We start from the raw sequence: 24710 nt of genomic DNA on the forward strand, positions 1-24710 counted from the left end.
GCCGCGATCCAAACAGATCGCGGCCCTTTTTTTGCCTTCAGCTAAAGCCGATCAAACCGCATCCAGCTCCGGCTCATCCGCTTCAACATTGACCGTCGCCTTCACCACATCATGGCGACGGATGTACTTCCAGTCCGCCTCATCAATGTAAATCCCCGCCGGGCCGCTGCCGCCTTCGAGGTCGATCGCGACACTGGCGCAGACCTGCGGCTTCACACTCGCCAGAATCGGCACGAAGCCCAGTTGCAGACTGGTTTCCAGCAGTGCGGCCTGGTTCTTCTCGTCGATGTCTGCGGCCTCGTCGAGGTAGTACGGCAGACGCACGCGACCGGCCTGATCGCGATCCATCAAGTGCAGCAACAAATACATGTTGGTCAGCGCCTTGATGGTCATGGTCGTACCGTTGGACGCCGCGCCATCGATGTCGGTGTGGATCACCGGTTGGCCGTTGACCTTGGTGATCTCGAACGCCAGTTCGAACAAGTCCTTGAGACCGAGCTGGTTGTGGTTTGCCGCCACCAGCCGCGCCAGATATTCCTTGGCCTCTTCGTTCTTGTTGTCCTGCTCGGCACTTTGGCTCAGATCGAACACCGACAGGGTTTCGCCTTCTTCGTACTGACCGGCGCTGTGGATGATCTGGTCGATGTGCTTGAGCGCTTCCTTGTTCGGCGCGAGGACGATACGGAAGCTCTGCAGGTTGGAGACCTGACGCTTGTTGATCTCGCGGTTGAACAGCGCCAGTTGGTGCTCGAGGCTGTCGTAGTCGCTGCGAATGTTGCGCAGGGTCCGGGCGATATCAGTGACCGCGGCACGACGCGCCTTGCCGAGGGTCAGCGCCTCGTCGGTACGGTGCGCGTAAGCGTTGATCAGCAGCGACAGGCGGCGCTCCATGTCGTCTTCGCTGTCGAACTTGGCCACGCCTTTGAGGCGCACTTGCGCGTACAGCGCTTCGATCTGACCGTCGGCGCGCAGCAGGCCTTGCCAGCTGTCCTGATAGTCGTTGAGCAGCGGCAGCAGGTTGTCCATCGAATCGTCGACCGGATCCATGAACGGCGTACCGAACGGCAGATCTGCCGGCAGCAGCTGACGACGACGCAGCGCATCGTCGAGGGTGCGTTGCTTGGCTTCCATATCCGCGATCTGGCGGCCGACCAGTTGCAGCTTGGCCGACAGTTGCTGGACGCGCTCGGTGAAGGCATCACTGGAACGCTTGAGTTCGTCCTGCGCGCCTTCCATCTGCGCCAGTTGCTCGAGCTTGTCGCTTTCTTCGGCGCTCAGGGTCTGCGTGCGGCGGAAATCTTCCAGGGCTTTCTGCGCATCCAGCACTTGCTGATACAGCGCTTCGGTCTGGGTCTTGCTCGCAGCGCGGTCGGCGGCCACGGCTTGCTGGGTTTTCAGTTGCTTGAGTTCTTTTTCCAAGCGTTCTTTCTGGTCGCGCAGCGCAGCGCGGTCAGCCAATGCTTGCAGCGCCGGCGGCTCGATGTGCGAGATGTCGATCGACAGGCCCGGCACTTCGAAGCGCTCGCCTTTGAAACCATCGAGAATCAGCTCAACCGATTTGACCCACTCGCCATCGTCGTCGAGGGTGATGCCGTGTTCACCCAGCGGCAGGCTGAACAGGGCGCTGTTGAACAGACGCATCAGACGCTCGACGTCCTGCTGCGAGAATTCTTCGCGCAGACGGGCGTAGCTGTTGTTGTCGGCGTGATCGAGTTGCTGTTTCACCGACTTCAGGCGTTTTTCCAGATCGCGTACGCGCTCTTCCAGATCTTCCGCACTGAACTGACGCGATTGCGCCAAGGCGCCGGCCAGTTCGTCGTGGGCGTCTTTGGCGGCGAGCAATTGTTGCTCGAGCACTTTGACGTCGTCGACCAGGGCAAAGCGATTCTTCAACACCGACAGCTCGCCGAGCCAGCGCTGAATGCCGGAAATTTCCCGCTCCAGACGCATCAGTTCCTGAGTGCCACCGCGCTGATTGTTTTGCAGACTGTCCTGCTCGCCACGGTAGTGGTCGGCCTGAATGGTCAGCTCTTCCTTGCGCGCACTGGCGTAGTCCGACCAGGTGCCGAGCAACGAATCGAGCAGCGGCGACAGGCGATGCAGCTTGCCGCGCAGCACGTCACGCTGTTTCACGCCGTTGGCCAGGGCTTCAACCAACGGGCCGGCAGCGACCAGCGAGTTGTAGTCCTGTTCCATGCGACGCACGTCGCGGAAGGCTTCTTCGCACGCGGCGATGTAATCGACGCTACCGGAGCGCAGGCTGTGTTCGAAGGCATCGAGGAACAACTGCTTGAGCTTGGCCGCGGTGATTTCACGCATGTGCAGCAGGTTGATGAACAACGCGCGGAAGGTCTTCAGGCTCTGCTCGCTGGTGGAGCGCAGCGGGATCAGCGTCAGGTCGAGCGGGATCGACGTGTGACCGCCAACCAGCAAGCGACGCAGTTCGTCCGGCTTGAGTTCGTAGGCTTTCAGGCCTTCTTTCTCAAGGTTGCTGAACAGCTCTTTCTGACGCAGGCAGGTGTCGTTCTTCTGGTAATGCGCCAGATCAAGCTTGCCGGCGTAGGCGAAGAACTGGTGACCGAAACCACCGCCCGGGCCGCGACCGACCACGCCAATGACGTGCGGGCCGTGGGGCAGGTTCACTTCGACAAGGATGTAGCTGGTGTCGGAAGCGAAGTAGAAGCGCCGCGATTGTTCGAGGCTGTACTTGCCGAAACTCATGTCCGACATGCGCGCCAGAATCGGGAACTGCAAGGCGTTGATCGACGCCGATTTACCGAGGTTGTTCGCGCCGTAAACCGACAACGGTTCTTCCAGCGGGAACAGGCCGAGGCTGTAACCGGCGGTGTTCAAAAGGGCAAAGCGGCGGATGCCGTAGCGTTCCTGGCTCATGCGTCGGACTCCTGTTCTTCGGCAATGGCGCGGGCCAGTGCGTCTTCTTCGCTTTCTTCATCAAACTCGGAAAGATCGAGCGGATCGTCGGTTTCGAGGAATTTGGCTTCCGCCGCTTCGTCGATCAGCACCGGCGCTGGCAGCGGCAATACGCTGTGCACGCTGGCCGCCAGATCGCGATCCTGCTGTACCGACAGGCACACATCGAGGAAACGGTGCATCGGCGGCAGGAAGCGATACACGCCGTTTTCTTCGCCGGCGAAACCCAGTTGAGTCATGCGGCGCATGATCTTTTCTTCGAGCTCTTCAACGGTCTGCACTTCGGCCTGAATGAACAGGTCGCGGTATTTTTCCAGCAGCGATGGCAGTTCTTCACGGCCGAGGCTGCCGCCATCGAGCACGGCGATCGGATCGCGGCCCTGATCGGCCAGGTGCTCGACGAGGATGAAGGTGAACAGCGCCAGACGCTGCGCAGTTTTGTTCACCGCTGCGGCGGCCATGTCCGGCACGAAGTAGTAGAAACCACGGGTGTCGCAGACCAGCTCAAAGCCCAGCGCCTTGAACAGCGTGCGGTATTGATCCTGGAAGTTCGACAGTTGCGCGTACAGCTCCGGGTCGCGGCGGCTGACGTGGTAACCCTTGAACAGCTCGCGGAAGATCGGTGCGAGTTGCGACAGTTCGGAAAGATCAAGATGCATTGGGGATGCTCGCAGAATCCTCGGCGGCGGTATCGCTGGCCGAGAGCAGGGCGAAGGAGCGCAGGCTGACCTGATGCTCATGAGTGTGGTATTCGCGGCGTTCCAGACGCTCGCGCTTGAAGCGTTTTTCCCGCGACAGACGCGAGAACCAGTAGAGCAATTCGTCGGTTGCGCCGTCCGGCTCCTGCTCCAGCAACCAGGTCATCAGATCCGGCATCGGCAGGGCTTCTTCGCAACGGTCGACCATCTCGCGCACGGTGCGTGGTGCGCGTGGGGCTTCGCCTTTCTGCGTTTTGTGCGCCTTGGGGAAGCGCGCCGGTTTCGGCTCGAAACGCGCCAAGGCGTACACGTAGGCTTCGACCTGACTGGCGCTGCCGAGGAAGGTGCTTTGCGGGCGGGTGAACAGCGGCATCGCCGCTTGCGGCACGGCATCGATGCCTTTACGGCGAATCGCTGCCAAAGCCAAAGCAGCACCACGGGTCACGGCGTTGTGCCGGCGCGCTTCTTCACGCAGCGGCAGCAGCAGTTCGCGGGCATGACGCAAAGTCAGCTGGGCGCTGGTCTGCATTTCGAGGATGCGCGCGTGGGTGCGCAGGAGCATGTCGTCATCGACCAGATGGCCGAGGCGCTGCTGTTCGCTGAGCATCTTCAGCAGCACGGTTTCGACCTTGCGCACGCCTTGTTCGAAGGCGCCGTCGGCGTTCACCAGATCGATCATCGGCTCGACGTATTCGTCCCACGTCGCCAGTACTTCGGCGTAACGCTGACGTAGCGGAATCTGCCGGTCGCTGGTCTTCGCCCGTTCGGCGACGGCGACCAGTGCCTGTTCGTCGTTGTCGAGCTTCTTCAGTACGTCGCGCACGCGCATATCTAGCAGGCGCAACTGGCGGGCGAGGTCGTGGCCGTCGCGAACCTCGAACGCGTCCTGGATATAACCGGCCAGACGCTCGAGATGGCGCAGATAGGCTTCGATTTCCAGGCACAGGCCCAAGCGGTGTTCACGCCGCAAGTAAGCGAGGAAGTCGTGAATCTGCGCGTTCAGCTCGAAACGGTTCGGGCTTTTCGCCACCGGAATCAGAATATCGAGGCGAATCCACACATCGAGCAGGCTGGTGATGTCCTGCGGCGTGCTGTCCAGTTGTTGGGCGGCGAGTTGCGCGCGCAGTTCGTTGAGGCTCAATGTGCCTTGGTCGAAGTGCTCACACAGTGGCTCAAGCAGTGCCCAGTGTTCAGCGAGGGCGCGCAAGACGCGCTTGGGTTCGATCATCGGAATGCCCGGCTGGTTGGCAATGAAAAGGGGCGATTGTACTGCATCACGAAGGATGCGATTCACTCTTGGGACGGACTGTTGCTTTCTATGGGTGAAGCGCGTCGGCAAAGGGTGTTGGTCAAGTCTATCGATCAACAACGGGCGATCTTGAGCGAAGGGCGGTAGAATCAGCGCACTTCAGTTATCCACAAGTGGCCGACCCTTGCTAATCGAGTCCCGCCGCCGCGCCTATTTGAACGCCATGCAGGTGGTCAACTGGCTGCCGCGCACCGAATTGCCCTTCGCCGCACCCTCGCGGCCCGAGCTGCTGGACATGCCCGAGCCCGAGGTAGAGGCTCCGGTTGTTCTCGCGCCTCAGGTCGAAACGCCCGCGCAGCCTGCCGCTCGTCCGGTCGAACGGCCGAAGATCGAAGTGCCGCGTCCGTCGTTGGCCAGCACCCGGACCAACGCCAAACCGGTGGAAGAGGCCGACAACACGCCAGTGGTCGCCAAACCGGCACCGGTGCCGCCACCGCGTTTCGCCCTGCAACTGCTGCGCGCCGGGCGGTGCCTGCTGCTGGTCGAGTTACCCACAGGCGAACCGTTCCAGAGCCGCGATCCGGCTTATCTGTTGCTCAAAGATATGTTGCGTGCCGCCGGTCTGCCGGATGCACCGCAAATTGTCGGCGAGCCGGTGCGTTGGCCATGGCTCAATCGCGGCACTATGGATCAGGGCCCGGAAGCGGCGCGTGACTTTGTGCAGGGTTTCCTTTCCGTGCAAATGGAAGCCGCTCCGTGTGCCTGTCTGTGGCTGATCGGCCTGCCGGCCGTGCGTTTTGCTGGTGAAGCGGATGCCGAAGCGTTCAATCGTGAATTGCAGATCGAAGGTCTGGGCCCGGCCTGGGCCATTCCCGGTCTGGAATTGTTAATGGAAGAGCCACAGCGCAAGGCCGCTGTGTGGCAAGCCATGCGTCGGCTGATGGCGCGCTGGAAAGAATCGAATGAGTGACGCTGTATCGTTCCGCCCGATGACCGAGGCGGATCTGGAAACCGTGCTGAAAATCGAGTACGCCGCTTACAGTCATCCGTGGACTCGCGGGATTTTTCTCGACGGCCTGGGCAAGTACCAGATCTGGCTGATGTTCGAAGGTGAGCAGCAGGTTGGCCACGGCGTGGTGCAGATCATTCTGGATGAGGCGCATCTGCTCAATATCACCGTCAAACCGGAAAATCAGGGGCGCGGGCTGGGGCTGACGTTGCTCGAGCACTTGATGTCGCGGGCGTATGCGGCTTCGGCGCGGGAATGTTTTCTGGAAGTGCGCGACAGCAATACGGGCGCGTTCAAGTTGTATGAGCGTTATGGCTTCAACGAGATTGGCCGGCGTCGGGATTATTATCCGGCGGTGGGTGGGCGTGAAGATGCCGTGGTCATGGCCTGCACTCTGGTCGATTAAACCTTAAAAGCATCGTCGGAACGCCGCCCGGAGCAGGCTCACTCCTACAATTTGGAATGCGTTCCCTTGTAGGAGTGAGCCTGCTCGCGATAGCTATTTACCAACCGACACAGATCAGAGGTTACCATCCAGCGGTTCACGCCGCGCCAGCTCCGCCTCATCCAGCCCATTGCCACCGCCAATGTCATCCTCATCGACAATGCTCAAATCCCAATCCGCCTGATTGCCTTCCCCGGCCTCTTCGGCATCCCGCGCGCCATCTTCAAGAATCAGCGTTTCCGGGCTCATGTCGTCGTCAGTCGGCTCATGATCACCGACTGAAGCCCCGGTCATCCCGGCCTCGCGCACCCGTTCACGCGGCATCAACTGCTCGCGTTCACGTTCGGGAATCTCATCACCGATTTTCGCGCTCGGTTCGTCTTCATCGAAATCCAGTTCATGCACCGAACCCATGCGGTCTTCGTTATCATCGATGGGCTCTGGTTGCACCGCATCGTAAGGGCGTCGTGAATCAGTCATGGCAATTCCTCATACTGTGGGCCTTACTTAGGTGGACTCACCGGGCACACGAGAATTCCAATGAAATCACTTGCGATGGCGGCGTGACCCCGACGGGTGGTCGTCTGTCATACCAGCGCATCTTTCTTGAGGCCTTACAGCATGCATGACTTACAAGACCTGATTGATAACAACGAGCGTTGGGCTGACGCGATCACCAAGGAAGACCCGGATTTCTTCGCCAAACTGGCACGCCAGCAAACGCCGGAATATCTGTGGATCGGTTGTTCGGACGCACGCGTGCCGGCCAACGAAATCGTCGGCATGTTGCCGGGCGATCTGTTCGTGCACCGCAACGTCGCCAACGTCGTGCTGCACACCGACCTCAATTGCCTGTCGGTGATCCAGTACGCGGTCGACGTGCTCAAGGTCAAACACATCCTTGTCACCGGCCACTACGGCTGCGGCGGTGTGCGCGCCTCGATGCAGGACCGGCAGTTCGGTCTGATCGACGGCTGGCTGCGTTCGATCCGTGATCTGTATTACGAAAAACGTGAAGAACTGGCCAAGTTGCCGACCGAAGAGGAGCAGGTTGATCGCATGTGCGAACTCAACGTGATCCAGCAAGTGGCCAACGTCGCCCACACCAGCATCATCCAGAACGCCTGGCATCGCGGGCAGAGCCTGTCGATCCACGGTTGCATCTACGGCATCAAGGATGGCCGCTGGAAAAGTCTCAACACCACCATCAGTGGCTTCGAGCAATTGCCGCCGCAGTATCGTTTGCGGCCGGTCGGCGCGTTGTAAGCCGCTTTTCAGCGCACCTTTCAGCGCAATCTGGAATGCCGCCAGCGCTGTAGAAAGTGGTGGCCTTCGAGGCTGGGTGGTTCGTCGAAACCGGTGATCCACCCGCGGCAACGTGAGGAACCGCAACCGCAGGCGAACTGGTGCAAGAGTTTGTCTTCGGTGGCGGCGTAGTCCATGGTCAACCGTTCCCCCCTGTGGATATCTTTCAGCGCCCACAGCCATAACTCGCTCATGTCGAGAAATACGTTGGGGTCGCAGGCGTGTTCGATCAATCCACAGAAGCGCGGGTCGTAAATGTGGATCCCCGTCAGCAATTGTCGAGTCTGTCGGCAACGATAGGGCAGCAATTGCCCAGACACCCGGCACATCCGGTGGGTGTGCAGAAACTCGCGCCGCGCCGCGACCGCCGTTGGGGTGCCGTGCTCATCCTGGATGATTTCGAAATCGACGCTCGCTGGAAACCCCAGCCGTACGGGCAGACCGGCGAAAGGATAAATGCCTTCAGTATCGCGTGACGCCGATTGCGCCATGGCGTGGATATTCATATCAGTCCTTGTCGCAAGGCTTTGCGACTTCCTTGGGTTGACGTCCTGTCACTACTGCAACGCTGCTGCTTGGATCCAATCGTGTCCTATTAGGTATAGCGGGTCTACTGTCAGATCTGACAGGCGATTTAGACGCTTTCCCGCGTCAGCATTGGCTGACACGGGAACGCTTCAAGCGGTTATAGGTGCGGGGCAGGGACGGCGGCGGCTGGCAACGGTGCTTGCAATTGCTTCAGTTGAGCCTTGATCGGGGTGGTGGAGCACTTGGCGGTGGCTTGTTCCGGGGTCAGATTACGGATCGAGGTGTAGAACAGCTCGCAGGTTTTGACTTTCTGCGTGACCTGCCACGTCTGTGTGCAACTGCTGAGGGTAGCCTGGGCATCGCTGCCCGGTTTGCTGCCCATCCCGGCCTGCCAGCAGGCCGCGCTCAAATCCTGACCCATGACTTTCAGGCCTGCTGCATCGGCCTTGGCCTGGGCATCATCGCCGGTGTAGCTCTTCGGGTCAGCGGCGTACCAGATATAACTCGGGTGGTTGGAACCCAGCACCGGCACTTTCACGCCTTCGCTTGGGCTGATCGTCGCCAGGCCCAAGACATTCACGGTTGGCCCATATTGCTGCTTGATCCAGTTACGCACCGGCGCGCCAAACGCGACCATCGGCAGCGTCGTGCCGCTGGCGGTCTGGCTGAACTGTTTGACCAGCGTGGTCTGGTAGTCCTTGAAGTAGTCATACACGCCTTCCAGATCACTGCCAGCATTGGACGGCGCAGCGATCGGAGCGATATCGATGATGGTTTGATAGGCCGGTGTCTGCTCGGCAGGAATGCCATTGTCAGTCAGCAGCGTCGCCCAGCGATCGGTGGTATTCGAACGCAGATAATCCTGCGCCTGGGTCAGCGAATAATCCGGCGGGAAGTGCAGCAGTTCGACACTTTTACGGTTCTCCAGGGCCATGCCCAGTGGCAGGAACAGATACCAGCTGTAGGCCCATTTGCCGTCGGCGTTGAGTTTGCTGGCGCCGGTGTAGGCCAGATCCCCCGCATCCAGCAGCGCCGACAGCGGTTTGTCGTAATCCTTCGGCACGCCGGTGATTTCGGCGTAGAGCTGGCCGTTGTCGGTTTTTACCAACACCTTGGCATCGGCATAACCATCGCGTTGCACGCTCTGGTTCAGGTAATGGGCGACGGTCTGTTCCAGCGTCCAGTTGCGGAAACAGATGACGTTGCAGTTGTTGGGGTAAGCGAAGAGGCGGGTGACGCGTTCGGTGCTGCCCAGTTTCAAGTCGACATCGGCGTGGGCGGCCGCGCTCAGCGTGAGTGCGGTAAGAGCCAGTGCAACGGGGGTAAGTCCTGCGAGTTTGAACATGCTCAGATCCTTTTCAGCGTCGGTTCCCCGCGTTTCGGGGGCGGCTCATAGTGGAGCAGCCGCGTTTGACAGAGAAGCCGTCATCGGCAGAATTTTGCGCAAACTCGCAGGGCTGGTTTTCAAGCCTGAAAATGCAGGGCGTTGGTCAGATCGCCCATGGGTTTCTGGCCCCGGGCAATCATCGCTTCGTCACGTTGTTTAAGGCCGTCGAGGGTCTCCAACTGGAAGACCCGAGTGATCAGCCGCAGGATCGACGCGGTGTCGTAGACCGTGTGATCCACCGTACCTTTGCGCGCGAACGGCGACACCACCAGCGCCGGCACGCGTGACCCCGGGCCCCAGCGGTCGCCCTTGGGCGGTGCGACGTGGTCCCACCAGCCGCCGTTCTCGTCGACCGTGACGATCACCACCATGTTTTGCCATTGCGGACTTTCACGCAGCACTTTCAACGCACGCACAATGTGCCGATCCCCGGACGCCACATCGGCGTAACCGGCGTGCATGTTCAGGTTGCCCTGGGGCTTGTAGAAACTCACCGCCGGCAACTTGCCCGCTTCGGCATCGGCGAAGAACTTGTTGCTGCTCGATTCATCACCCAAGCCAGCATCACGCAGACGCTTGTTGCGCTCATCGGGGTTCTCCGGACCTTGCTGCTTGAAGTAGTTGAACGGCTGGTGGTGATACTGAAAATTCGGAATCTTCGGGATGCCGCCGGAGTCCTTGTACTGCTCCAGCGTCGCCTGCCACGCACCGGCGTACCACGCCCAATCGATATTGTTTTTCGACAGCTTGTCGCCGATGTGCTCGTGTGTCTGCGGCACCATGACGTTGGGCAGATCCGCTTTGGAATACGCCGGGCGCTCAGGGTCGCGAATCCAGGTGGGCCAGTAGGGCGGGGCGAGGGTGTTGACGCCGAAGCCATCCGGAGTCAGCGCACTCGGCCCGAACTGCGGCGGGCCGGTCATGGCGCTGGCCGGCGATGCGTCCAGCGGCTTGAGGCGCGGGTCGCTCGGATCATCACTTTGCAGCGCGGCGATCTGTGATTTGGCGACGGAGTTGGCCGCGTCCGGATAGAACGGCGCGGTGGCGCTGATCAGGTATTGATGGTTGAGGAACGAGCCACCGAAGGCGCCCTGAAAGAAGTTGTCACACAGCACGAACTCCCGAGCAACGTCCCACAGGCGTAGGGAATAACGGCTCTGCGCGTAGTGGCCCATGGTCAAGCCACCGGAATCGGCCCAGGCAACGAAGCCATCATTCTTGCCGCCATTGATCTGCATCTGGTTCTGATAGAACACGTGCCATAAATCGCGGGTGACCAGGCCAAATGGCAAATCTTCAGCGTTCGGGCCTTTGAGGGCGAACGGTGCATTGGCCAGGTTTTGCTGAAACTGCATGGCGCTGGGGTAGGTCACGCCATCGAGAGTTTGCGGGCCGATCTGCAGAACGCCGCCCCAGACGGGCGGCAGGGTTTGCAGCAGCGAGCCGTCGCGGTCACGTTGTTGATAGTCGCCGGGCTTGAGCGCTGCCAGCGGTTTTTCGACACCGGGGAAATCACCGAACAGGTTGTTGAAGCTGCGGTTTTCGGCGTAGATCACCACCACGGTTTTCACTTGGTCGCGCAGGGCCTTGTCCAGCTCGGCGGGCGTCAGCGGGTGCTCGGCCGGTTTGCCCGGTTGATCGCTGGCGCTGCCACACCCGGCCAGCGTGGCACCGACACCGAGCACCGCGACGCCGCCGAGGAAGCGGCGGCGACTGGTGTCGGTAGGGTGATTGGATTCCGGTGCATCAGTGCCGTCTGTGTCGTCTTTCATCTGTCAGCCCGTTCTTGCTTAATTGTTTCAGTATGTTTCGGGCGGACGCTAGCAAGTGAATGTGACGGATGGATGACAAGCGGCACTGGCGCTGCTTGCCTAGGCGGGCATGAGTTGGCTGAGCGAAAAACCGAGTCTGCTGGCTGCCGTGATCGCGGTCATGACCACCAGAAAGAGCAATTGCAGCGGACTGAAGTGCGCCCAGTGCAGTGCGGTCAGCCAAGGACGGCGGCTGCTCAGCTGCGGATCGAGCGAACCGATACGGCGTTTGTGCACCAGCCCGATCAGCAGCGTGCCGACATAAGTGAGCGCGCCCAGCGGCCCGAGCATCAGCGAAAACAACAGCAGCATCACCACCTGCGGAACCCCGTGGCGTATCACCAGCCAGCGCGTGTCAGGGTTCCATTTGCGCGGAATCAGTCCCTCGGTGAGCCACAGATCCGGCACGATCACGTGGGCCGTGAGCACCACCCACCAACTCAATGCAAAGCGAAAAAACCATACCGGTACGCAGGCAAAGATCATCGGAATGAAGATCAGATTGGCGGCATCTCTTTTCTCGAGGCCCAGATAAAACAGGCACAGCGCCAAGGCAATGGCCGCCCACACGCGTACCCAGGTTTCGGCAGCGATGGGCCGTGGAAAAAAACGCCGCCAGTAAAAAGCATCGGCATAGGGCAAACGTGCGAGCAGTTCGGGGAAACGCCACGTGAGTTTTTCCGACAAGTCATGGCAGGCCTGCCATTCATTCTGGCCAAAGCCGTCGATGATCTTCTTCTGCTGCCGGGGCTTGAGCGGATTGATCAATAGATGCGCCGCTTGCACGTCGGCCGCCCAGGTGCGGTCGCTTGCAGCCTTGGCGCGCAGATTGTCGTAGAAACTTTCCTGATTGCAGCGTTCGATCAAGGTGTCCCAGAGCCAGTCCGGTTGCGGGTGCAGGCCTTTGTTGTGATCCCAGCCGAACAGTTGGCCGATGCGGTCGAACAGCGGCACGCTCCACTCAGTGTCATTGAGCAAGTGCAGCAGGGTTTGCTGCCATTGTTCGCGGCGATCGAATACCTGCAGCCACGGTTGGGCGCTGTAGCGTTTGAGCACGTTGAGGAATTCGCGCTCGCTTTGACTTTCGAGCAGTGCTCGCAGGACGTTTTGATAATCGGCCATCAGATTCTCGGCGAGAACCTCACGCTGGCGATCATTGATCAGCACGTCCTGCCACGGCCCCAACCATCCAAGTTGCTCGACGGCCCAGTTCAGCACCGGGCTGCGCAGTTGCGGCTGTTCAAAACACAATTGCAGCAACAGCCTTTCGAAGGCCTTGGCGCAGCCTTGCTGTTGCGCCTGATCCCAACGCTCGTCGAGGTTTTCGGGCGACAGCCCCTCAAGCAGTTGCCGTGCGGCCTGCGCTTCAAGCGCATACGCCTCTGTGTCCGGGGCCGCCGTCAGTGGCTCGACAGGCAAAACATCATCCTTCGCTGGCGGCGCAAAAGGCTCGGGGGCTGCCGGGGTGACGGGCGGAACGTCGAGATCGGCAAAATCCCACGACGGGTTTTGCCGGTGGCTGTGTTTGTTTGCCAGTGCAGCATCGAGTGCCAGTGCGGCAAAGGCGCTGGAAGCCGTGGCCACGGCGACATCTTCTTCGTCGGCAGGCTCAGCGTTTTCAACGCGCCACCGGGCAATCGCCAGCGCTTGTTCGTAGGCTTCACGCAGACGCTGGAAACCTTCGGCATCCTCATCGGGGCGGAAGGTTTTCAGCAGGCGCGCATAGGCGCGTTTGATGTCGCGGGTTTCAGCGTCATCGTGCAGGTGCAGCACCGACCAGCAATCCATGGCCAGGCTCCTTATTGCCACGGGGTGCGATCAAGTTCGCTCAGGCGGCGGCTCAAGTCGGTGCGCACTTCACGGATCTGGCGCTCGTCCTGAGAGTCGAGGGCTATCTGGAATTGCTTGGCCCAATCGCCCATCAGATCACGCAGATCGCCCAGGCTTTCCTGATAGAGGCGTTCCAGACGTGCAGTCAGCAGCGTATTGACCTGCTGCTCGCGCGGATGAATTTTCAGCTGTGCCAGGTTTTGCAGGCGTTGCTGGATTTCCTCGGGAGACAGCACGCCCGGGTTGTTCTCGATGACCAGCGAATGCTGTTGTCCGGTCAGGGGGATTTTCACCTGGGCTTCGAGCAGACCGTTGTTGTCGTAGGTGAAACGCACGTCGAGGGCAACTTCGCCGGCCTTGCGTTTCGGTACCTTGATGTCCAGTTCGCCGAGTGCGACGTTGTCTTTGACCAGACGGCTTTCGCCCTGAAAGATGCGCACGACTACCTGTTCCTGATTGTCGTGCAGCGTGTACACGGTTTTCACCCGACTGACCGGGACGATGCTGTTGCGCTCGATGATCGGCAGGTAGTGGCCGCTCTCATAGTTGCGACCGACCTGCGTCGAAGTCTCGATCCCCAGCGTGTAGGAGCAGACATCGGTCAGCACCACTTCTTCCAGCGCGGCGGCGCGGGCCTTGAGTGCCGCCTGAATGGCCGCGCCTTGTGCCACGACCTGATCCGGGTCGAGGGTGATCGACGGGAAGCGGCCGAACAGCCCGGCAGCGAGTTTGCGTACCAGCGGCATGCGCGTGGTGCCGCCGACCAACAGAATCTCGTCGAGGTCGCTGACACGGATGCGCGCATCGCGCAGCGCCCGTTCAATCGGCGCGCGCAGGCGCTCGAGCAGCGGCATGTACAGCGTCGCCAACTGTTGCTGGGTGATGGTTTGCGTCCACTGGCGCTCACCGAGTTGCAGGCGGAATTCGGCACTGTCGTCCTGACCCAGCGCCTTGCGCACGCGCTCGGCCTCGCGACGCAGCGGCTGGATGACGCTGCTGCGCTCCGGGAAGTCTGCGGCGGAACGGTGATGGCTGATGAAGTGCTCAAGCAGCACGGTGTCGAAGTCTTCACCGCCGAGGAAGTTGTCACCGGCGCTGGCGCGTACCTCCATCACGCCTTCGAACAGCTCCAGAATCGACACGTCGAAGGTACCGCCACCGAGGTCGAAAACCAGGAACGAAGTTTCCTTGTCCCGTTGGTGCAGTCCATAGGCGAGGGCGGCAGCGGTCGGTTCGTTGATCAGCTTCTCGACCTTCAGCCCGGCCAGTTCGCCGGCGATCCGCGTAGCCTTGCGCTGGGCATCACTGAAGTAGGCCGGAACGCTGATCACGGCTTCGGTGACGGGTTCGCCAAACGCGCGCTCGACGTCTTCCTTCAAACTCTTGAGCACCAGCGCGGACAGTTCTTCGGGGCGAAACGCCTTGTCGGCCAGGTACGTTTGCGTGGCGCTGCCCATGTGGCGCTTGAACAGCGATGCGGTCAGACGCGGATGCGTGTGCAGACGCTCACGCGCCGCCTGACCGACCAGAATCCGGCCTTGATCATCCAGGCCGACAACGCTCGGTGTCAGGAACTGGCCCAGGGCATTGGGCACCAGCTCGGTGGCATCACCCCGCCAGACGGCGACCAGGCTGTTGGTGGTTCCCAGGTCAATCCCTACGATCATTGCAACGAACTCCCTTTGCGCTTGGTAAAAAATGGAAACATTTATCGGCGCGCAGAATATTACCGAGGGTGCGATGCGGTAAAGCAGGATGATGGCTCTGAGCCATTATTTGCGACAGGCAGCCCGATACAGGGCTGTTTCACGAGAAAAGTGCGGGGCGCGGCCAGCATGACTACGCCCCGCTCGGGATTACGGCATGACTGGCGGCGTATACGCTAAGGTCGTCCCCAGCGCCCACAGCAAAACCAGCACCAGCGGCGTGTGCACCAGCAACTGCACGAAGGAGAAACCGATCAGATCCCGCGCCTTCAACCCAAGCACGCCGAGCAGCGGCAGCATGTAGAACGGGTTGATCAGGTTCGGCAACGCTTCGGCAGCGTTATAAATCTGCACCGCCCAGCCGAGGTGATACTGCAGATCGTTGGCGACCTGCATCACGTACGGCGCTTCGATGATCCACTTGCCGCCGCCCGACGGAATGAAGAAACCGAGAATCGCCGAATACACGCCCATCAACAACGCATAGGTGTCGTGGGAGGCGATGCTGACGAAGAACGTCGAGATGTGATGCGCCAGGGTTTGCGCATCGGCGCCTTTGACCGTGGTCATCAGCGCGGCAATCGAGCCGTACAGCGGGAACTGGATCAACACGCCGGTGGTGGTCGGCACCGCACGCGCGACGGCATCGAGGAAACTGCGCGGCCGCCAGTGCAGCAAGGCGCCGAGCATGATGAACAGGAAGTTGTAGGTATTAAGGCCGGAAATCGCGGTGATCGCCGGTTTGGTCGAAAACTCGTGGAACAGCCATCCCGCTGCCAACAGCACCAGCAGGATGATCAGCAGCGGACTGTGTTCCAGCCATTCACCCGGACGGGTGCGCGGTTGCAGTGGTGGCAGGTTGAATGCCGGGTCGATGCCGCAGGCCTTGGCATCGCGCGCCGAGTTCGGCCCGGGAGCGGTGGCGTAGGCGATGATGATCGAGATCACGATCAGCGCCAGCAGCATCACGCCGGACTGCCAGAGGAAAATCGTTTCGGTGAACGGAATCACCCCGGTAATCGACAGGATCGACGGCGGCAGGCTGGCGGGGTTGGCTTGCAACTGCGCGGCCGACGACGACAAACCCAGCGCCCACACCGCGCCAAGGCCCAGGTACGCAGCGGCACCGGCGGCGCGGTAATCCATTTTCAGATCGGTGCGGCGGGCGAGGGCGCGGACCAGCAAACCGCCGAACACCAGCGACAGACCCCAGTTGAGCAACGACGCGACCATCGAGATCAACGCGACCCACGCCACGGCGGAACGGCCGTTTTTTGGGATCCGCGCCAGGCGATCGATCAGTTTCACGGCGGGCGGCGAGCTGGCGACCACGTAGCCGCCGATCACCACGAAGGCCATTTGCATGGTGAATGGGATCAGGCTCCAGAAGCCGTCACCGAAGGCCATCGCGGCATCGGTGGGCTTGGCGCCCATCGCCAGTGTGGCCAGGGCGACGATGATCACGGCCAGCGCGGCGAATACCCAGGAATCGGGGAACCAGCGTTCGGCAAAGCTTGAACAGCGCAGGGCAAAGCGTGCGGAGCGGCTATCTTCGATATCAACGGCCACAGGGAGTACCTCGGATTTTTATGATTATTGTGATCTTGCGGACGAAACGCATATCCCCTGTAGGAGTGAGCCTGCTCGCGATGGCGTCGAGTCAGTCGATACACCTGTTGAATGTAAAAACGCTATCGCGAGCAGGCTCACTCCTACAGGGTTTTGACTGTGGGATTCGCCAAGTCTCAACATTAATTCAACTGCCGATGCTTTGTGAGCAGGTTTTGCAAAACCGGGACTATGGTCTAACGGGTTGTCCATCCGCGCATTTGCGTAGACCATGGGCGCCTTGGTTTTTTGCCTGTTTCCGAGTTCTTTGCCATGACTGCCCAATCCCCGGCCAAACCTGCGCCGTTCAGCCGTTCCGACTACAAGACCCTCGGCCTTGCGGCCCTTGGCGGGGCGCTGGAAATCTACGATTTCATCATTTTCGTATTCTTCGCCCTGACCCTCAGCCAGCTGTTCTTCCCGCCGGAAATGCCCGAATGGCTGCGCCTGCTGCAAAGTTTCGGGATTTTTGTCACCGGTTATCTGGCGCGGCCGCTGGGTGGGATTCTGATGGCGCATTTCGCCGACAAACTCGGGCGCAAGAAAGTCTTCAGCCTGAGCATCCTGATGATGGCGCTGCCGTGCCTGCTGATCGGGATCATGCCAACTTATGCACAGATCGGTTATTTCGCACCGCTGCTGTTGCTGGCGCTGCGCATTCTGCAAGGTGCGGCGGTGGGCGGTGAGGTGCCGAGCGCCTGGGTGTTTGTCGCCGAGCACGCGCCGGCCGGCCATCGCGGGTATGCCTTGGGCTTTTTGCAGGCCGGCCTGACCTTCGGTTACCTGATCGGCGCGCTGACCGCGACGTTTCTGGCACAAGTCTTCACTCCGGCGGAAATCCTTGATTACGCCTGGCGCTATCCATTCCTGCTCGGTGGCGTCTTCGGTGTGATCGGCGTTTACCTACGGCGCTGGCTGAGCGAAACCCCGGTGTTCATGGCCATGGAAGCGCAGCGCGAGGCGCGGGTCGAACTGCCGCTGCGCACGGTACTGCGTGAGCATCGGCTGGCAATGCTGCCGGCGATGCTGCTGACCTGCGTGCTGACCTCGGCGGTGGTGGTGTTCGTCGTCATTACGCCGACCATGATGCAGAAAACCTTCGGCATGACCGCCAGCCACACCTTCGCCCTCAGTGCATTGGGCATTGTCTTCCTCAACATCGGCTGCGTGATCGCCGGGTTGCTGGTCGATCGCATTGGCGCGTGGCGCACGGTCATGCTCTACAGCCTGTTGCTGCCATTGGGCGTCGGCGTGCTTTACGGTTGTTTGATCAGCGGTGGTGATTGGGTCGGCGTCGCCTACGCCTTGGCCGGTCTCGCGTGCGGTGTTGTCGGCGCAGTGCCGTCGGTGATGGTCGGGTTGTTCCCGGCGCGTATTCGCGTGTCAGGCATTTCCTTTACCTACAACATCGCCTACGCCGCATGGGCGAGCATCACACCGCTGCTGCTGATCGGTCTGATGCCGTGGAGCCCATGGATCTGCGTGATGTTCTGCGCGGTGATGGGCGTGGTGGGTCTCCTGACGGCGGCGTATTTCGGCTCGCGGATGCCGCGCACGGGACCTTGCCAGGTGGCCGGAACTGCGTGATTTTACCGTTCAGAACTATTTTTGACTGACGAGTCGCAAACGCTCTTCAGAAAAGATTTTCAAGGCCGATGGTTAGGCTGCATCCCGCTTTCCAACCTGCCCATCGGTACTCCCCATGTTCAACAAACGCTTGAAGCAAGAGCTGGCCGCTCTTCGTGAAGAACTCTCCAGCCTCGTGCAGGTGAAGGAAAGCCTGGAAAGCGAGATGCTGGTGCTGAACCTTGAGCCCGACGGGCGCATTCAGTCGGTCAACCAGAACTTCCTCACCGAGATGCTCTACAAGAGTCAGGACCTGATCGGTCGTGCCATTGAAGACATCGTCCCGGCGCACGTGAAGTCCGACGAATTCCACCACCGCTTCAAAAATGCCATGACCCGCGGCGAGCATTTCGCCGGTGCCGTGCGCCTGCTGCGTGGCAATGGTGAAGAAGCGTGGCTGCGCTCGATCGTGCAACCGGTGCGTTCTTCGGATGGGCGGATCAAGCACATTTCGCTGTTCGCCAGCGACCTGACCCGCACCATCGAAGCCTCTCGTGAACACGAAAACCTGATCGGTGCGCTGGTGCGTTCGACCGCGGTGATCGAGTTCGACCTCAACGGCAATGTGCTCAACGCCAACGATCGCTTCCTCAGCGGCATGGGTTACAGCCTGGCGCAGATCAAGGGCAAACATCACCGCCTGTTCTGCACCCCGGAGGAATACAACAGCGCCGAGTACCAGAACTTCTGGCGCCGTTTGAACAACGGCGAATTCGTGGCTGATCGCTTCAAGCGTGTCGACAGCCACGGTCGTACGGTGTGGCTGGAGGCGTCCTACAACCCGGTGGTCGATGCCAACAACAAACTGTACAAAGTGGTGAAGTTCGCCACCGTGATCACTGATCAGGTCAACCGCGAACAAGCCGTCGCCGACGCGGCGAGCATTGCCTACAGCACCTCGCAGCAAACCGACAGCACCGCCCAGCGCGGTACCACGGTGGTGACTGAAGCGGTCAACGTAATGCGTGATCTGTCGCGGCACATGCAGGCTGCCGGTGAGGGCATCGAGGCACTGAATGAGCAGTCGCAGGTGATCGGCACCATCGTCAAAACCATCAGCGGGATTGCCGAACAGACCAACCTGCTGGCGCTCAACGCTGCTATCGAGGCGGCGCGCGCCGGTGAGCAGGGCCGTGGTTTTGCCGTGGTGGCTGACGAAGTACGGCAACTGGCCTCGCGCACCAGTCAGGCGACCGAAGAAATTGTCACCGTGGTGCGGCAGAACCAGGAAATGGCGCGCAACGCCGTGGCGCTGATGACCGACGGCAAGCTTCAGGCTGAACAAGGCCTGGCGCTGGCGGCAGAGGCGGGCACGGTGATTGTCGAGATTCAGGACGGTGCGCAGAAGGTCGTCAATGCCGTGGGCCAGTTCGCCAATCAACTCTCCCACTGACCTGCACTAAACCCTGTAGGAGTGAGCCTGCTCGCGATCACGGTCTGACATTCAATATTTGTGCTGACTGATACACCGCTATCGCGAGCAGGCTCACTCCTACAAATTTGCGTTGGCGCTACAATCGGCTCCTTTTCCCCGGAGCAGACTCCCATGAGCGATTCCCACCGCCGCCCGGTGCCCCTGAACAAAGCCTACCGTTTGCTCAACCACGGGCCGACCGTGCTGGTCAGCGCCGCCCACGACGGCCAGCGCAACATCATGGCCGCCGCCTGGGCGATGCCGCTGGATTTCGAACCACCGAAAGTCGCCGTCGTCCTCGATAAATCCACCTGGACCCGCCAGTTACTCGAGGCGTCCGGCACTTTCGTGCTCAACGTCCCGTGCGTCGATCAGGCCGACATCGTGCAAACCGTCGGCAATACCTCGGGCCTGGAAATCAGCCAAACCCAAGGGCAAGACAAGTTTCAGGCTTACAGCTTGCAGACGTTTGCCGGCGAACAAGTCGAAGCACCACTGCTCGACGGCTGCGTGGCCTGGCTTGAATGCCGTTTGCTCCCGGAGCCGCGCAACCACGAGCAATACGACCTGTTCCTCGCCGAAGTCATCGCCGCCCACGCCGATGAACGGGTGTTCAGCGACGGGCGCTGGCATTTCGAAGGGCATGACGGATTGCGCACCTTGCACCACGTGGCGGGCGGGCATTTTCTGAAAATTGGCGATGCAGTGGATGGCGAGACGCTAGCGATCTGAATGACGGTTGATAGCAAAACATTGCAGGATGTTGCAAGGTGGAGGGCATCGTCGAACCCAATCAGGCGCATACCCTCATGGATCTTTCCCTTTCAAGTTATCTGGCGCCGTTGCTGTCGTTGGCCCTGTTGTGGACAGTTGCGGTGGTCACGCCCGGCCCGAACTTCTTCAACATCGCGCAACTGGCGGTCAGCCGTTCTCGCCGCCACGGTGTCGTAGCGGCGCTCGGCGTCGCCAGCGGAACCGTGTTGTGGGGGCTGGCGGGTGGCCTGGGTATTCAGTCGTTGTTCAGTGCCGCGCCGACGCTGTACCTGAGCTTCAAGATCGCCGGTGGCTGCTACCTGATCTATCTCGGGCTCAAGCAGTTCAAGCGCAAGGCGCCGATCGTCGCGGGCACGCTCGATGACTCGCAGCAAACGTTGCTCGGCGCTTACGGGCGGGGCTTTCTGGGCAACATGACCAACCCCAAGTCGGCATTGTTCGTCGCGACCATCTTCGCCACCGCCATGCCGGCTCACATCCCGCCGCTGTTACTGGCACTGGCGGTGATGACCATGGCGACGCTGTCGTTCAGTTGGTATTGCTGCGTGGCGCTGTTCTTCGCCAGTCGGCGGATCGCCGGTGTGTATGAGCGTTCGCGGCAATGGCTGGATCGCTTCGCGGGCGGTTGCTACCTGTTGTTTGGTGCGCATCTGCTGGCGAATCGCTGATCGTGAACAAGGCTGCGTTTGCAGCCTTGTTCACGACCATCAGTCTTTCAGCGGAATGTACAACTCGACCACGCTGCGCGGGTCCATCGGACCGAAGAACCGCTCGCCGCAATACTCGAATTCAATCCCTTCGTCTGGCGCCATGCCGGCGGCGGGCAGCCATTCACTGTAAGCGGCGCGAAAGGTTTCCGGCAGCGTTGTGACTGTTCCGTGGTGCTCCACACGGGCATAACGACGAGCCGGTATCTGCAATTCGACCATGCCGGAAATCAGCGGCGCATTGCGCCCCACAGGCAGGCCGGCGATGTAGCGCCATTGACCGTCTTCCAGCGGCTGGCACACGCCGAACGTGCCTAGCGGTTCATGCAGACGGTCGATCTCTTCCTCCCGTGGTACAAACCGCTGCCACATGTCGGCAATGGTGCCTTGGTCATCTTGTTGCCAGGTCATGCCCATGATTCGCAGGGCGGGATAGTCGATACGTGCAGGCGTTTGCATGGCCGGCAGCGGCCGGTCCGGTTGTGCAAGATAACGGTTCAATTGCCCTAGAACGTTTTCGCTGCGCTGGATATCGGCCCTCAATTGCTGCGCATGCTTTTCGAGGGTTTCACGCAGATTGACGACACTGTCCAGCCCGCCATTGGCGGACAAGACTTTGATCTCGTCGAGTCCCATGCCCAACTGTTTGAGCCAGATGATCCGGCCAAGCGTGACGATTTGCTCCGGGCGATAGTAGCGATAACCGTTGTCTCGGCCGGTGGCTGCCGGGCTGAACAGGCCAATGCTGTCGTAATGACGCAATGCCTTGGTGGTGAGCCCGTGGCAGCGGGCCATTTGTCCGATGGTAAGCATGAACCTCTCCTGTTGGCTGCTTGGACTCAACGGTAAAGCTTGCCCCAAGGGCAAACTCAATCCCCTGATTGTTCCATCCGGAATTTGAATGCTTCGGTCGGGCTATAGCGCGGAAATTGCTTGGTTTCGTAGGCTTCGATCAAGATGATCATGGCCTCGAAGTAGTTACCTTCCGGGGAGTTACGTTCCGGTTCATTGTCGAAAAGCGCAGAAACGTCTTGCAGCGCCGCACGGTAGTCTTCTTCGGTATGAATCGGAAGTATGTTCATGAGGTGCTCTGATTTCAGCGGGCGATGACTCCGGCTTGCGGTGCCCCCTCGCCCAATCTTTGGCTACAGGAAAAATCCGATGCCTGTGCGGGCATCGGATTTTTTATACGCCGAAGTAATGTAAACCGGGTTGGCGAGGTACATGGGTTCAGCGACGCGGGCGGACGCCATGATGTGAATGGTCGGTTTGAGGTAGTGGTCGAGGGCGCGGTCGGCCGCTTCGTTGAGTTTTTTGCTGTCGATGGTTGCGTACGGGGATGTTGGGTCGGCGTCTGTTTCTGGGGGATTGGGTGTTGGTTTTTTCATGGTGTTCTCCGATCAGGATTGGAGCTGGCCGATTCGGTTTCCGAACGAATAGGTGGCAGCTGTACGCAGGTTGGAAACCCGGGGAACGGAGAACCCGGTTGACCCGAAGGTCTCCCGCGCACAGCCGCCATAACGGAGTGCACACCATGAAGGTGCGCAAGGATACGTTATGAAAGGCGCTTGTGCGCTCGGTTCTACTCGGGGTTTCCAATCCCGGTCACTGAATTGGCAGCGACGAGTACAGGCTAGAGAGCTGACGTCCGACGGACAACCTGAAAACCTTGTGGGACGGTTCTCTGTTTACCTCGCAGCTTTTAAACATCCCGATTTGAAATACGCTGTGTGCTAAGCAAAAGGCCTACCTCGCGGTAAGCCTTTTTTGTTTTGCGTCCTAGCCTCAATCCCCCAGCGCTTCCCCCTCACGCCGTGGATCCGCGCCACCTTCCAGCGACGCTTTCCCCTGCGCATCCTTGACCCGCACGATGGCCTGGGTGCCGCTGGTCATGTCGATTTCATTTACCGCATGCCCTTTGTCTTTCAGCGCCTGAATCAGCGCCGGGCTGAACTGGCCTTGTTCCAGTTCGGTCGGGCCATTGCGGCTGCCGAAGTTGGGCAGGCTGATAGCGCTTTGCGGGTCGAGGTGCCAGTCGAGCAGGCCGACGGTGGTTTTCGCCACGTATTCAATGATTTGCGAACCGCCGGGCGAGCCGACCGTGGCGACGAATTCGCCGCTGTGGCGATCAAAGATCAGCGTTGGCGCCATCGACGAGCGCGGACGTTTGCCAGGTTCGACGCGGTTGGCAACTTTCTGGCCATTCTCTTCGGGGATGAACGAGAAGTCGGTCATCTGGTTGTTCAGCAGGAAGCCCTGAACCATCAGGTGCGAACCGAACGCGGCTTCGATGGTCGTGGTCATCGACACCGCGCCGCCGAGGTCATCCACCGCGACCACTTGCGAGGTGGAGATGCGCAGCGGCGAGCGGTCCGGCGCGTAGGCGACCTGCACGCCCGGCGGTGTGCCCGGTTTGGCGCTGCCCATGCTGCGCTCGCCGATCAGGCTCGAGCGGCTGGTGAGATAACCCGGGTCGACCAGGCCTTTGACCGGCACTGGCACGAAGTCGGTGTCGGCGACGTATTGCGCACGGTCGGCGTAGGCCAGACGTTCGGCTTCGGCGATCAGATGCACGGCTTGCGGATCCGGTTCGATGCCGGCCGGTTTGTCGGTCTTCTGCGGTTTCAGCGGCGTGAGTGACAAGCGCGGATCACGAGTTTCCAATGCCTGCAACGTGCCGAGAATCTGCGCCACGGCGATCCCGCCCGACGACGGCGGCGGCATGCCGCAGACCTGCCAGCGTTTGTAATCGGTGCACAGCGGCGCGCGTTCCTTGGCCTGATAGCGCTGCAGATCGTTCAGCGACAGGCTGCCGGGGTTGGCGTGGCCCTGCACCTTGGCGACGATTTCTTCGGCGATCGGACCTTTGTACAGTGCGTCCGCGCCTTCGTTGGCGATGCGTTTGAGCACTGCGGCCAGCGCCGGGTTTTGCAGGCGCGTGCCGACGGTTTTGACGCTGCCATCGGCATTGAGGAAATACTTGGCCATGTCCGGCGACTGGCGGATGACTGGATCTGATTCCAGCAGCGAGTGCAGACGCGCAGAGATCGCAAAGCCTTGTTCGGACAGTTTGATCGCCGGTTCAAACAGCTTCGCCCATGGCAGACGACCGTGTTGTTTATGCGCCAGCTCAAGCGCACGCAACACGCCCGGTGTACCGACCGAACGACCGCCAATCTGCGCCTGCGGGAACGACATCGGCTGGCCATCGGCACGCAAGAACAGCTTCTCGGTCGCGCCGGCCGGTGCGGTTTCGCGACCGTCGTAGGTGCGCACCTGTTTACCGTCCCACAACACGATCATCGCGCCGCCGCCGATCCCGGAAGACTGCGGCTCAACCAGGGTCAGCACCGCTTGCATCGCAATCGCCGCATCAATCGCCGAACCGCCCTGACGCAGCATCTCGCGCCCGGCTTCAGCCGCCAGTGGATTGGCAGCGGCGGCCATGTGTTGGCTGGCGTGACGGGTTTGCAGATCGGTGCGGTAACCGGACGCGGCTTCCGGTGCCAGCGGCAAGGTCGAGGAGGGCGGGGCGTTGCAGGCGGTGAGGGTCAGGGCGCTGATGATCAGCGTCAGGGCTGGCAGGCGAAAGCGGCTCAAGGGCAAGGCTGAAAACACGCGGGCTCTCCGTCCGTGGGATAAAAGTCTCAGGGACTTTATCGACCGCTCGGTCGCGACGCAA

General features: G+C 60.6%; 19 protein-coding genes and 2 pseudogenes. 7 read left to right on the top strand and 14 right to left on the bottom strand.

Annotated features, from left to right (window positions below):
- Nucleotides 1-51: 51 nt before the first annotated feature.
- From mksF to mksB, 3 genes are read right to left on the bottom strand one after another with little or no spacing between them, the layout of a single operon-like run.
- Nucleotides 52-2892 (bottom strand): Mks condensin complex protein MksF, encoded by a 2841-nt coding sequence (gene mksF / locus KBP52_RS23220; protein WP_095122933.1) that lies wholly within the window; start codon nt 2890-2892, stop codon nt 52-54.
- On the bottom strand, nt 2889-3590 hold the full coding sequence (gene mksE / locus KBP52_RS23225) for an Mks condensin complex protein MksE (protein WP_053123840.1): 702 nt from the start codon (nt 3588-3590) through the stop codon (nt 2889-2891). The genes mksF and mksE overlap by 4 nt, the downstream gene beginning before the upstream one ends.
- On the bottom strand, nt 3580-4857 hold the full coding sequence (gene mksB / locus KBP52_RS23230) for an Mks condensin complex protein MksB (RefSeq protein WP_161986622.1): 1278 nt from the start codon (nt 4855-4857) through the stop codon (nt 3580-3582). Before mksB ends, mksE begins: the two co-directional genes overlap by 11 nt.
- Nucleotides 4858-5101: 244 nt before the next feature.
- Here mksB and KBP52_RS23235 point away from each other — a divergent pair, with 244 nt between their 5' ends.
- Entirely contained in the window at nt 5102-5848 is a 747-nt protein-coding gene (locus KBP52_RS23235; RefSeq protein ID WP_212623156.1) for an energy transducer TonB, read from the top strand.
- Nucleotides 5841-6293 (top strand): ribosomal protein S18-alanine N-acetyltransferase, encoded by a 453-nt coding sequence (rimI, locus tag KBP52_RS23240; RefSeq protein ID WP_007912963.1) that lies wholly within the window; start codon nt 5841-5843, stop codon nt 6291-6293. Before KBP52_RS23235 ends, rimI begins: the two co-directional genes overlap by 8 nt.
- 114 nt (nt 6294-6407) lie before the next feature.
- Here the strand turns inward: rimI and KBP52_RS23245 are convergent, their stop codons facing one another.
- Nucleotides 6408-6812 carry a serine kinase/phosphatase gene (locus tag KBP52_RS23245; RefSeq protein ID WP_212621044.1) on the bottom strand — a complete coding sequence of 135 codons (405 nt, stop codon included), beginning with the start codon at nt 6810-6812 and terminating at the stop codon, nt 6408-6410.
- 141 nt (nt 6813-6953) lie between these two features.
- On the opposite strand from KBP52_RS23245, the gene can reads away from it, so the two are divergent.
- Nucleotides 6954-7598 (top strand): carbonate dehydratase, encoded by a 645-nt coding sequence (gene can, locus KBP52_RS23250; protein ID WP_007912954.1) that lies wholly within the window; start codon nt 6954-6956, stop codon nt 7596-7598.
- 20 nt (nt 7599-7618) lie between these two features.
- Here can and KBP52_RS23255 read toward each other — a convergent pair whose 3' ends face one another.
- The 6 genes from KBP52_RS23255 to KBP52_RS23280 all read right to left on the bottom strand — a co-directional run bounded on the left by KBP52_RS23255 (nt 7619) and on the right by KBP52_RS23280 (nt 16468).
- Entirely contained in the window at nt 7619-8143 is a 525-nt protein-coding gene (locus KBP52_RS23255; protein WP_116031434.1) for an SET domain-containing protein-lysine N-methyltransferase, read from the bottom strand.
- A 179-nt stretch (nt 8144-8322) separates the two neighbouring features.
- The gene (locus KBP52_RS23260; RefSeq protein ID WP_137219405.1) at nt 8323-9510 is read right to left on the bottom strand and encodes a hypothetical protein; all 1188 of its coding nucleotides are present in this window, start codon (nt 9508-9510) and stop codon (nt 8323-8325) included.
- 119 nt (nt 9511-9629) lie between these two features.
- Complete coding sequence (gene acpA, locus KBP52_RS23265) at nt 9630-11324, bottom strand: acid phosphatase (RefSeq protein ID WP_212621045.1); 1695 nt, start codon at nt 11322-11324, stop codon at nt 9630-9632.
- Nucleotides 11325-11423: 99 nt separating this feature from the next.
- On the bottom strand, nt 11424-13151 hold the full coding sequence (locus tag KBP52_RS23270; protein ID WP_212621046.1) for a J domain-containing protein: 1728 nt from the start codon (nt 13149-13151) through the stop codon (nt 11424-11426).
- An 11-nt stretch (nt 13152-13162) separates the two neighbouring features.
- Nucleotides 13163-14860, bottom strand: a complete 1698-nt coding sequence (locus tag KBP52_RS23275; protein ID WP_116031445.1) for a molecular chaperone HscC — start codon at nt 14858-14860, stop codon at nt 13163-13165.
- A 189-nt stretch (nt 14861-15049) separates the two neighbouring features.
- Nucleotides 15050-16468, bottom strand: a complete 1419-nt coding sequence (locus KBP52_RS23280) for a TIGR00366 family protein (protein ID WP_077574534.1) — start codon at nt 16466-16468, stop codon at nt 15050-15052.
- Nucleotides 16469-16780: 312 nt separating this feature from the next.
- Between KBP52_RS23280 and KBP52_RS23285 the strand changes: the two genes are divergently transcribed.
- From KBP52_RS23285 to KBP52_RS23300, 4 genes are all read left to right on the top strand, one after another.
- Complete coding sequence (locus KBP52_RS23285; protein ID WP_212621047.1) at nt 16781-18094, top strand: MFS transporter; 1314 nt, start codon at nt 16781-16783, stop codon at nt 18092-18094.
- A 115-nt stretch (nt 18095-18209) separates the two neighbouring features.
- A complete protein-coding gene (locus KBP52_RS23290; RefSeq protein WP_077574532.1) occupies nt 18210-19526 on the top strand; it encodes a methyl-accepting chemotaxis protein in 1317 nt (438 codons plus the stop codon).
- A 153-nt stretch (nt 19527-19679) separates the two neighbouring features.
- The gene (locus tag KBP52_RS23295; protein WP_212621048.1) at nt 19680-20279 is read left to right on the top strand and encodes a flavin reductase family protein; all 600 of its coding nucleotides are present in this window, start codon (nt 19680-19682) and stop codon (nt 20277-20279) included.
- 77 nt (nt 20280-20356) lie between these two features.
- Nucleotides 20357-20989 carry a LysE family transporter gene (locus tag KBP52_RS23300; RefSeq protein WP_212621049.1) on the top strand — a complete coding sequence of 211 codons (633 nt, stop codon included), beginning with the start codon at nt 20357-20359 and terminating at the stop codon, nt 20987-20989.
- Nucleotides 20990-21028: 39 nt separating this feature from the next.
- On the opposite strand, the gene KBP52_RS23305 is transcribed toward KBP52_RS23300, so the two are convergent.
- The 4 genes and pseudogenes from KBP52_RS23305 to ggt form a co-directional block, all read right to left on the bottom strand.
- Entirely contained in the window at nt 21029-21841 is an 813-nt protein-coding gene (locus KBP52_RS23305; protein ID WP_212621050.1) for a MerR family transcriptional regulator, read from the bottom strand.
- A 62-nt stretch (nt 21842-21903) separates the two neighbouring features.
- A pseudogene (locus KBP52_RS23310) lies at nt 21904-22110 on the bottom strand (transcriptional regulator); the annotation flags it as partial.
- Between the two features lie 108 nt (nt 22111-22218).
- Nucleotides 22219-22416, bottom strand: a pseudogene (locus KBP52_RS23315) (hypothetical protein); the annotation flags it as partial.
- Between the two features lie 397 nt (nt 22417-22813).
- The gene (gene ggt, locus KBP52_RS23320; protein ID WP_212621051.1) at nt 22814-24646 is read right to left on the bottom strand and encodes a gamma-glutamyltransferase; all 1833 of its coding nucleotides are present in this window, start codon (nt 24644-24646) and stop codon (nt 22814-22816) included.
- Between the last annotated feature and the right edge of the window lie 64 nt (nt 24647-24710).

It is taken from the genome of Pseudomonas sp. SCA2728.1_7 (assembly GCF_018138145.1).
Taxonomy (GTDB): Bacteria; Pseudomonadota; Gammaproteobacteria; order Pseudomonadales; family Pseudomonadaceae; genus Aquipseudomonas; species Aquipseudomonas koreensis_A.

Bases quoted from the DNA above. Each gene is read 5' to 3' on its own strand.
- mksF (WP_095122933.1), bottom strand. From the start codon at position 2,892: ATGAGCCAGGAACGCTACGGCATCCGCCGCTTTGCCCTTTTGAACACC.
- mksE (WP_053123840.1), bottom strand. From the start codon at position 3,590: ATGCATCTTGATCTTTCCGAACTGTCGCAACTCGCACCGATCTTCCGC.
- mksB (WP_161986622.1), bottom strand. From the start codon at position 4,857: ATGATCGAACCCAAGCGCGTCTTGCGCGCCCTCGCTGAACACTGGGCA.
- KBP52_RS23235 (WP_212623156.1), top strand. From the start codon at position 5,102: ATGCAGGTGGTCAACTGGCTGCCGCGCACCGAATTGCCCTTCGCCGCA.
- rimI (WP_007912963.1), top strand. From the start codon at position 5,841: ATGAGTGACGCTGTATCGTTCCGCCCGATGACCGAGGCGGATCTGGAA.
- KBP52_RS23245 (WP_212621044.1), bottom strand. From the start codon at position 6,812: ATGACTGATTCACGACGCCCTTACGATGCGGTGCAACCAGAGCCCATC.
- can (WP_007912954.1), top strand. From the start codon at position 6,954: ATGCATGACTTACAAGACCTGATTGATAACAACGAGCGTTGGGCTGAC.
- KBP52_RS23255 (WP_116031434.1), bottom strand. From the start codon at position 8,143: ATGAATATCCACGCCATGGCGCAATCGGCGTCACGCGATACTGAAGGC.
- KBP52_RS23260 (WP_137219405.1), bottom strand. From the start codon at position 9,510: ATGTTCAAACTCGCAGGACTTACCCCCGTTGCACTGGCTCTTACCGCA.
- acpA (WP_212621045.1), bottom strand. From the start codon at position 11,324: ATGAAAGACGACACAGACGGCACTGATGCACCGGAATCCAATCACCCT.
- KBP52_RS23270 (WP_212621046.1), bottom strand. From the start codon at position 13,151: ATGGATTGCTGGTCGGTGCTGCACCTGCACGATGACGCTGAAACCCGC.
- KBP52_RS23275 (WP_116031445.1), bottom strand. From the start codon at position 14,860: ATGATCGTAGGGATTGACCTGGGAACCACCAACAGCCTGGTCGCCGTC.
- KBP52_RS23285 (WP_212621047.1), top strand. From the start codon at position 16,781: ATGACTGCCCAATCCCCGGCCAAACCTGCGCCGTTCAGCCGTTCCGAC.
- KBP52_RS23290 (WP_077574532.1), top strand. From the start codon at position 18,210: ATGTTCAACAAACGCTTGAAGCAAGAGCTGGCCGCTCTTCGTGAAGAA.
- KBP52_RS23295 (WP_212621048.1), top strand. From the start codon at position 19,680: ATGAGCGATTCCCACCGCCGCCCGGTGCCCCTGAACAAAGCCTACCGT.
- KBP52_RS23300 (WP_212621049.1), top strand. From the start codon at position 20,357: ATGGATCTTTCCCTTTCAAGTTATCTGGCGCCGTTGCTGTCGTTGGCC.
- KBP52_RS23305 (WP_212621050.1), bottom strand. From the start codon at position 21,841: ATGCTTACCATCGGACAAATGGCCCGCTGCCACGGGCTCACCACCAAG.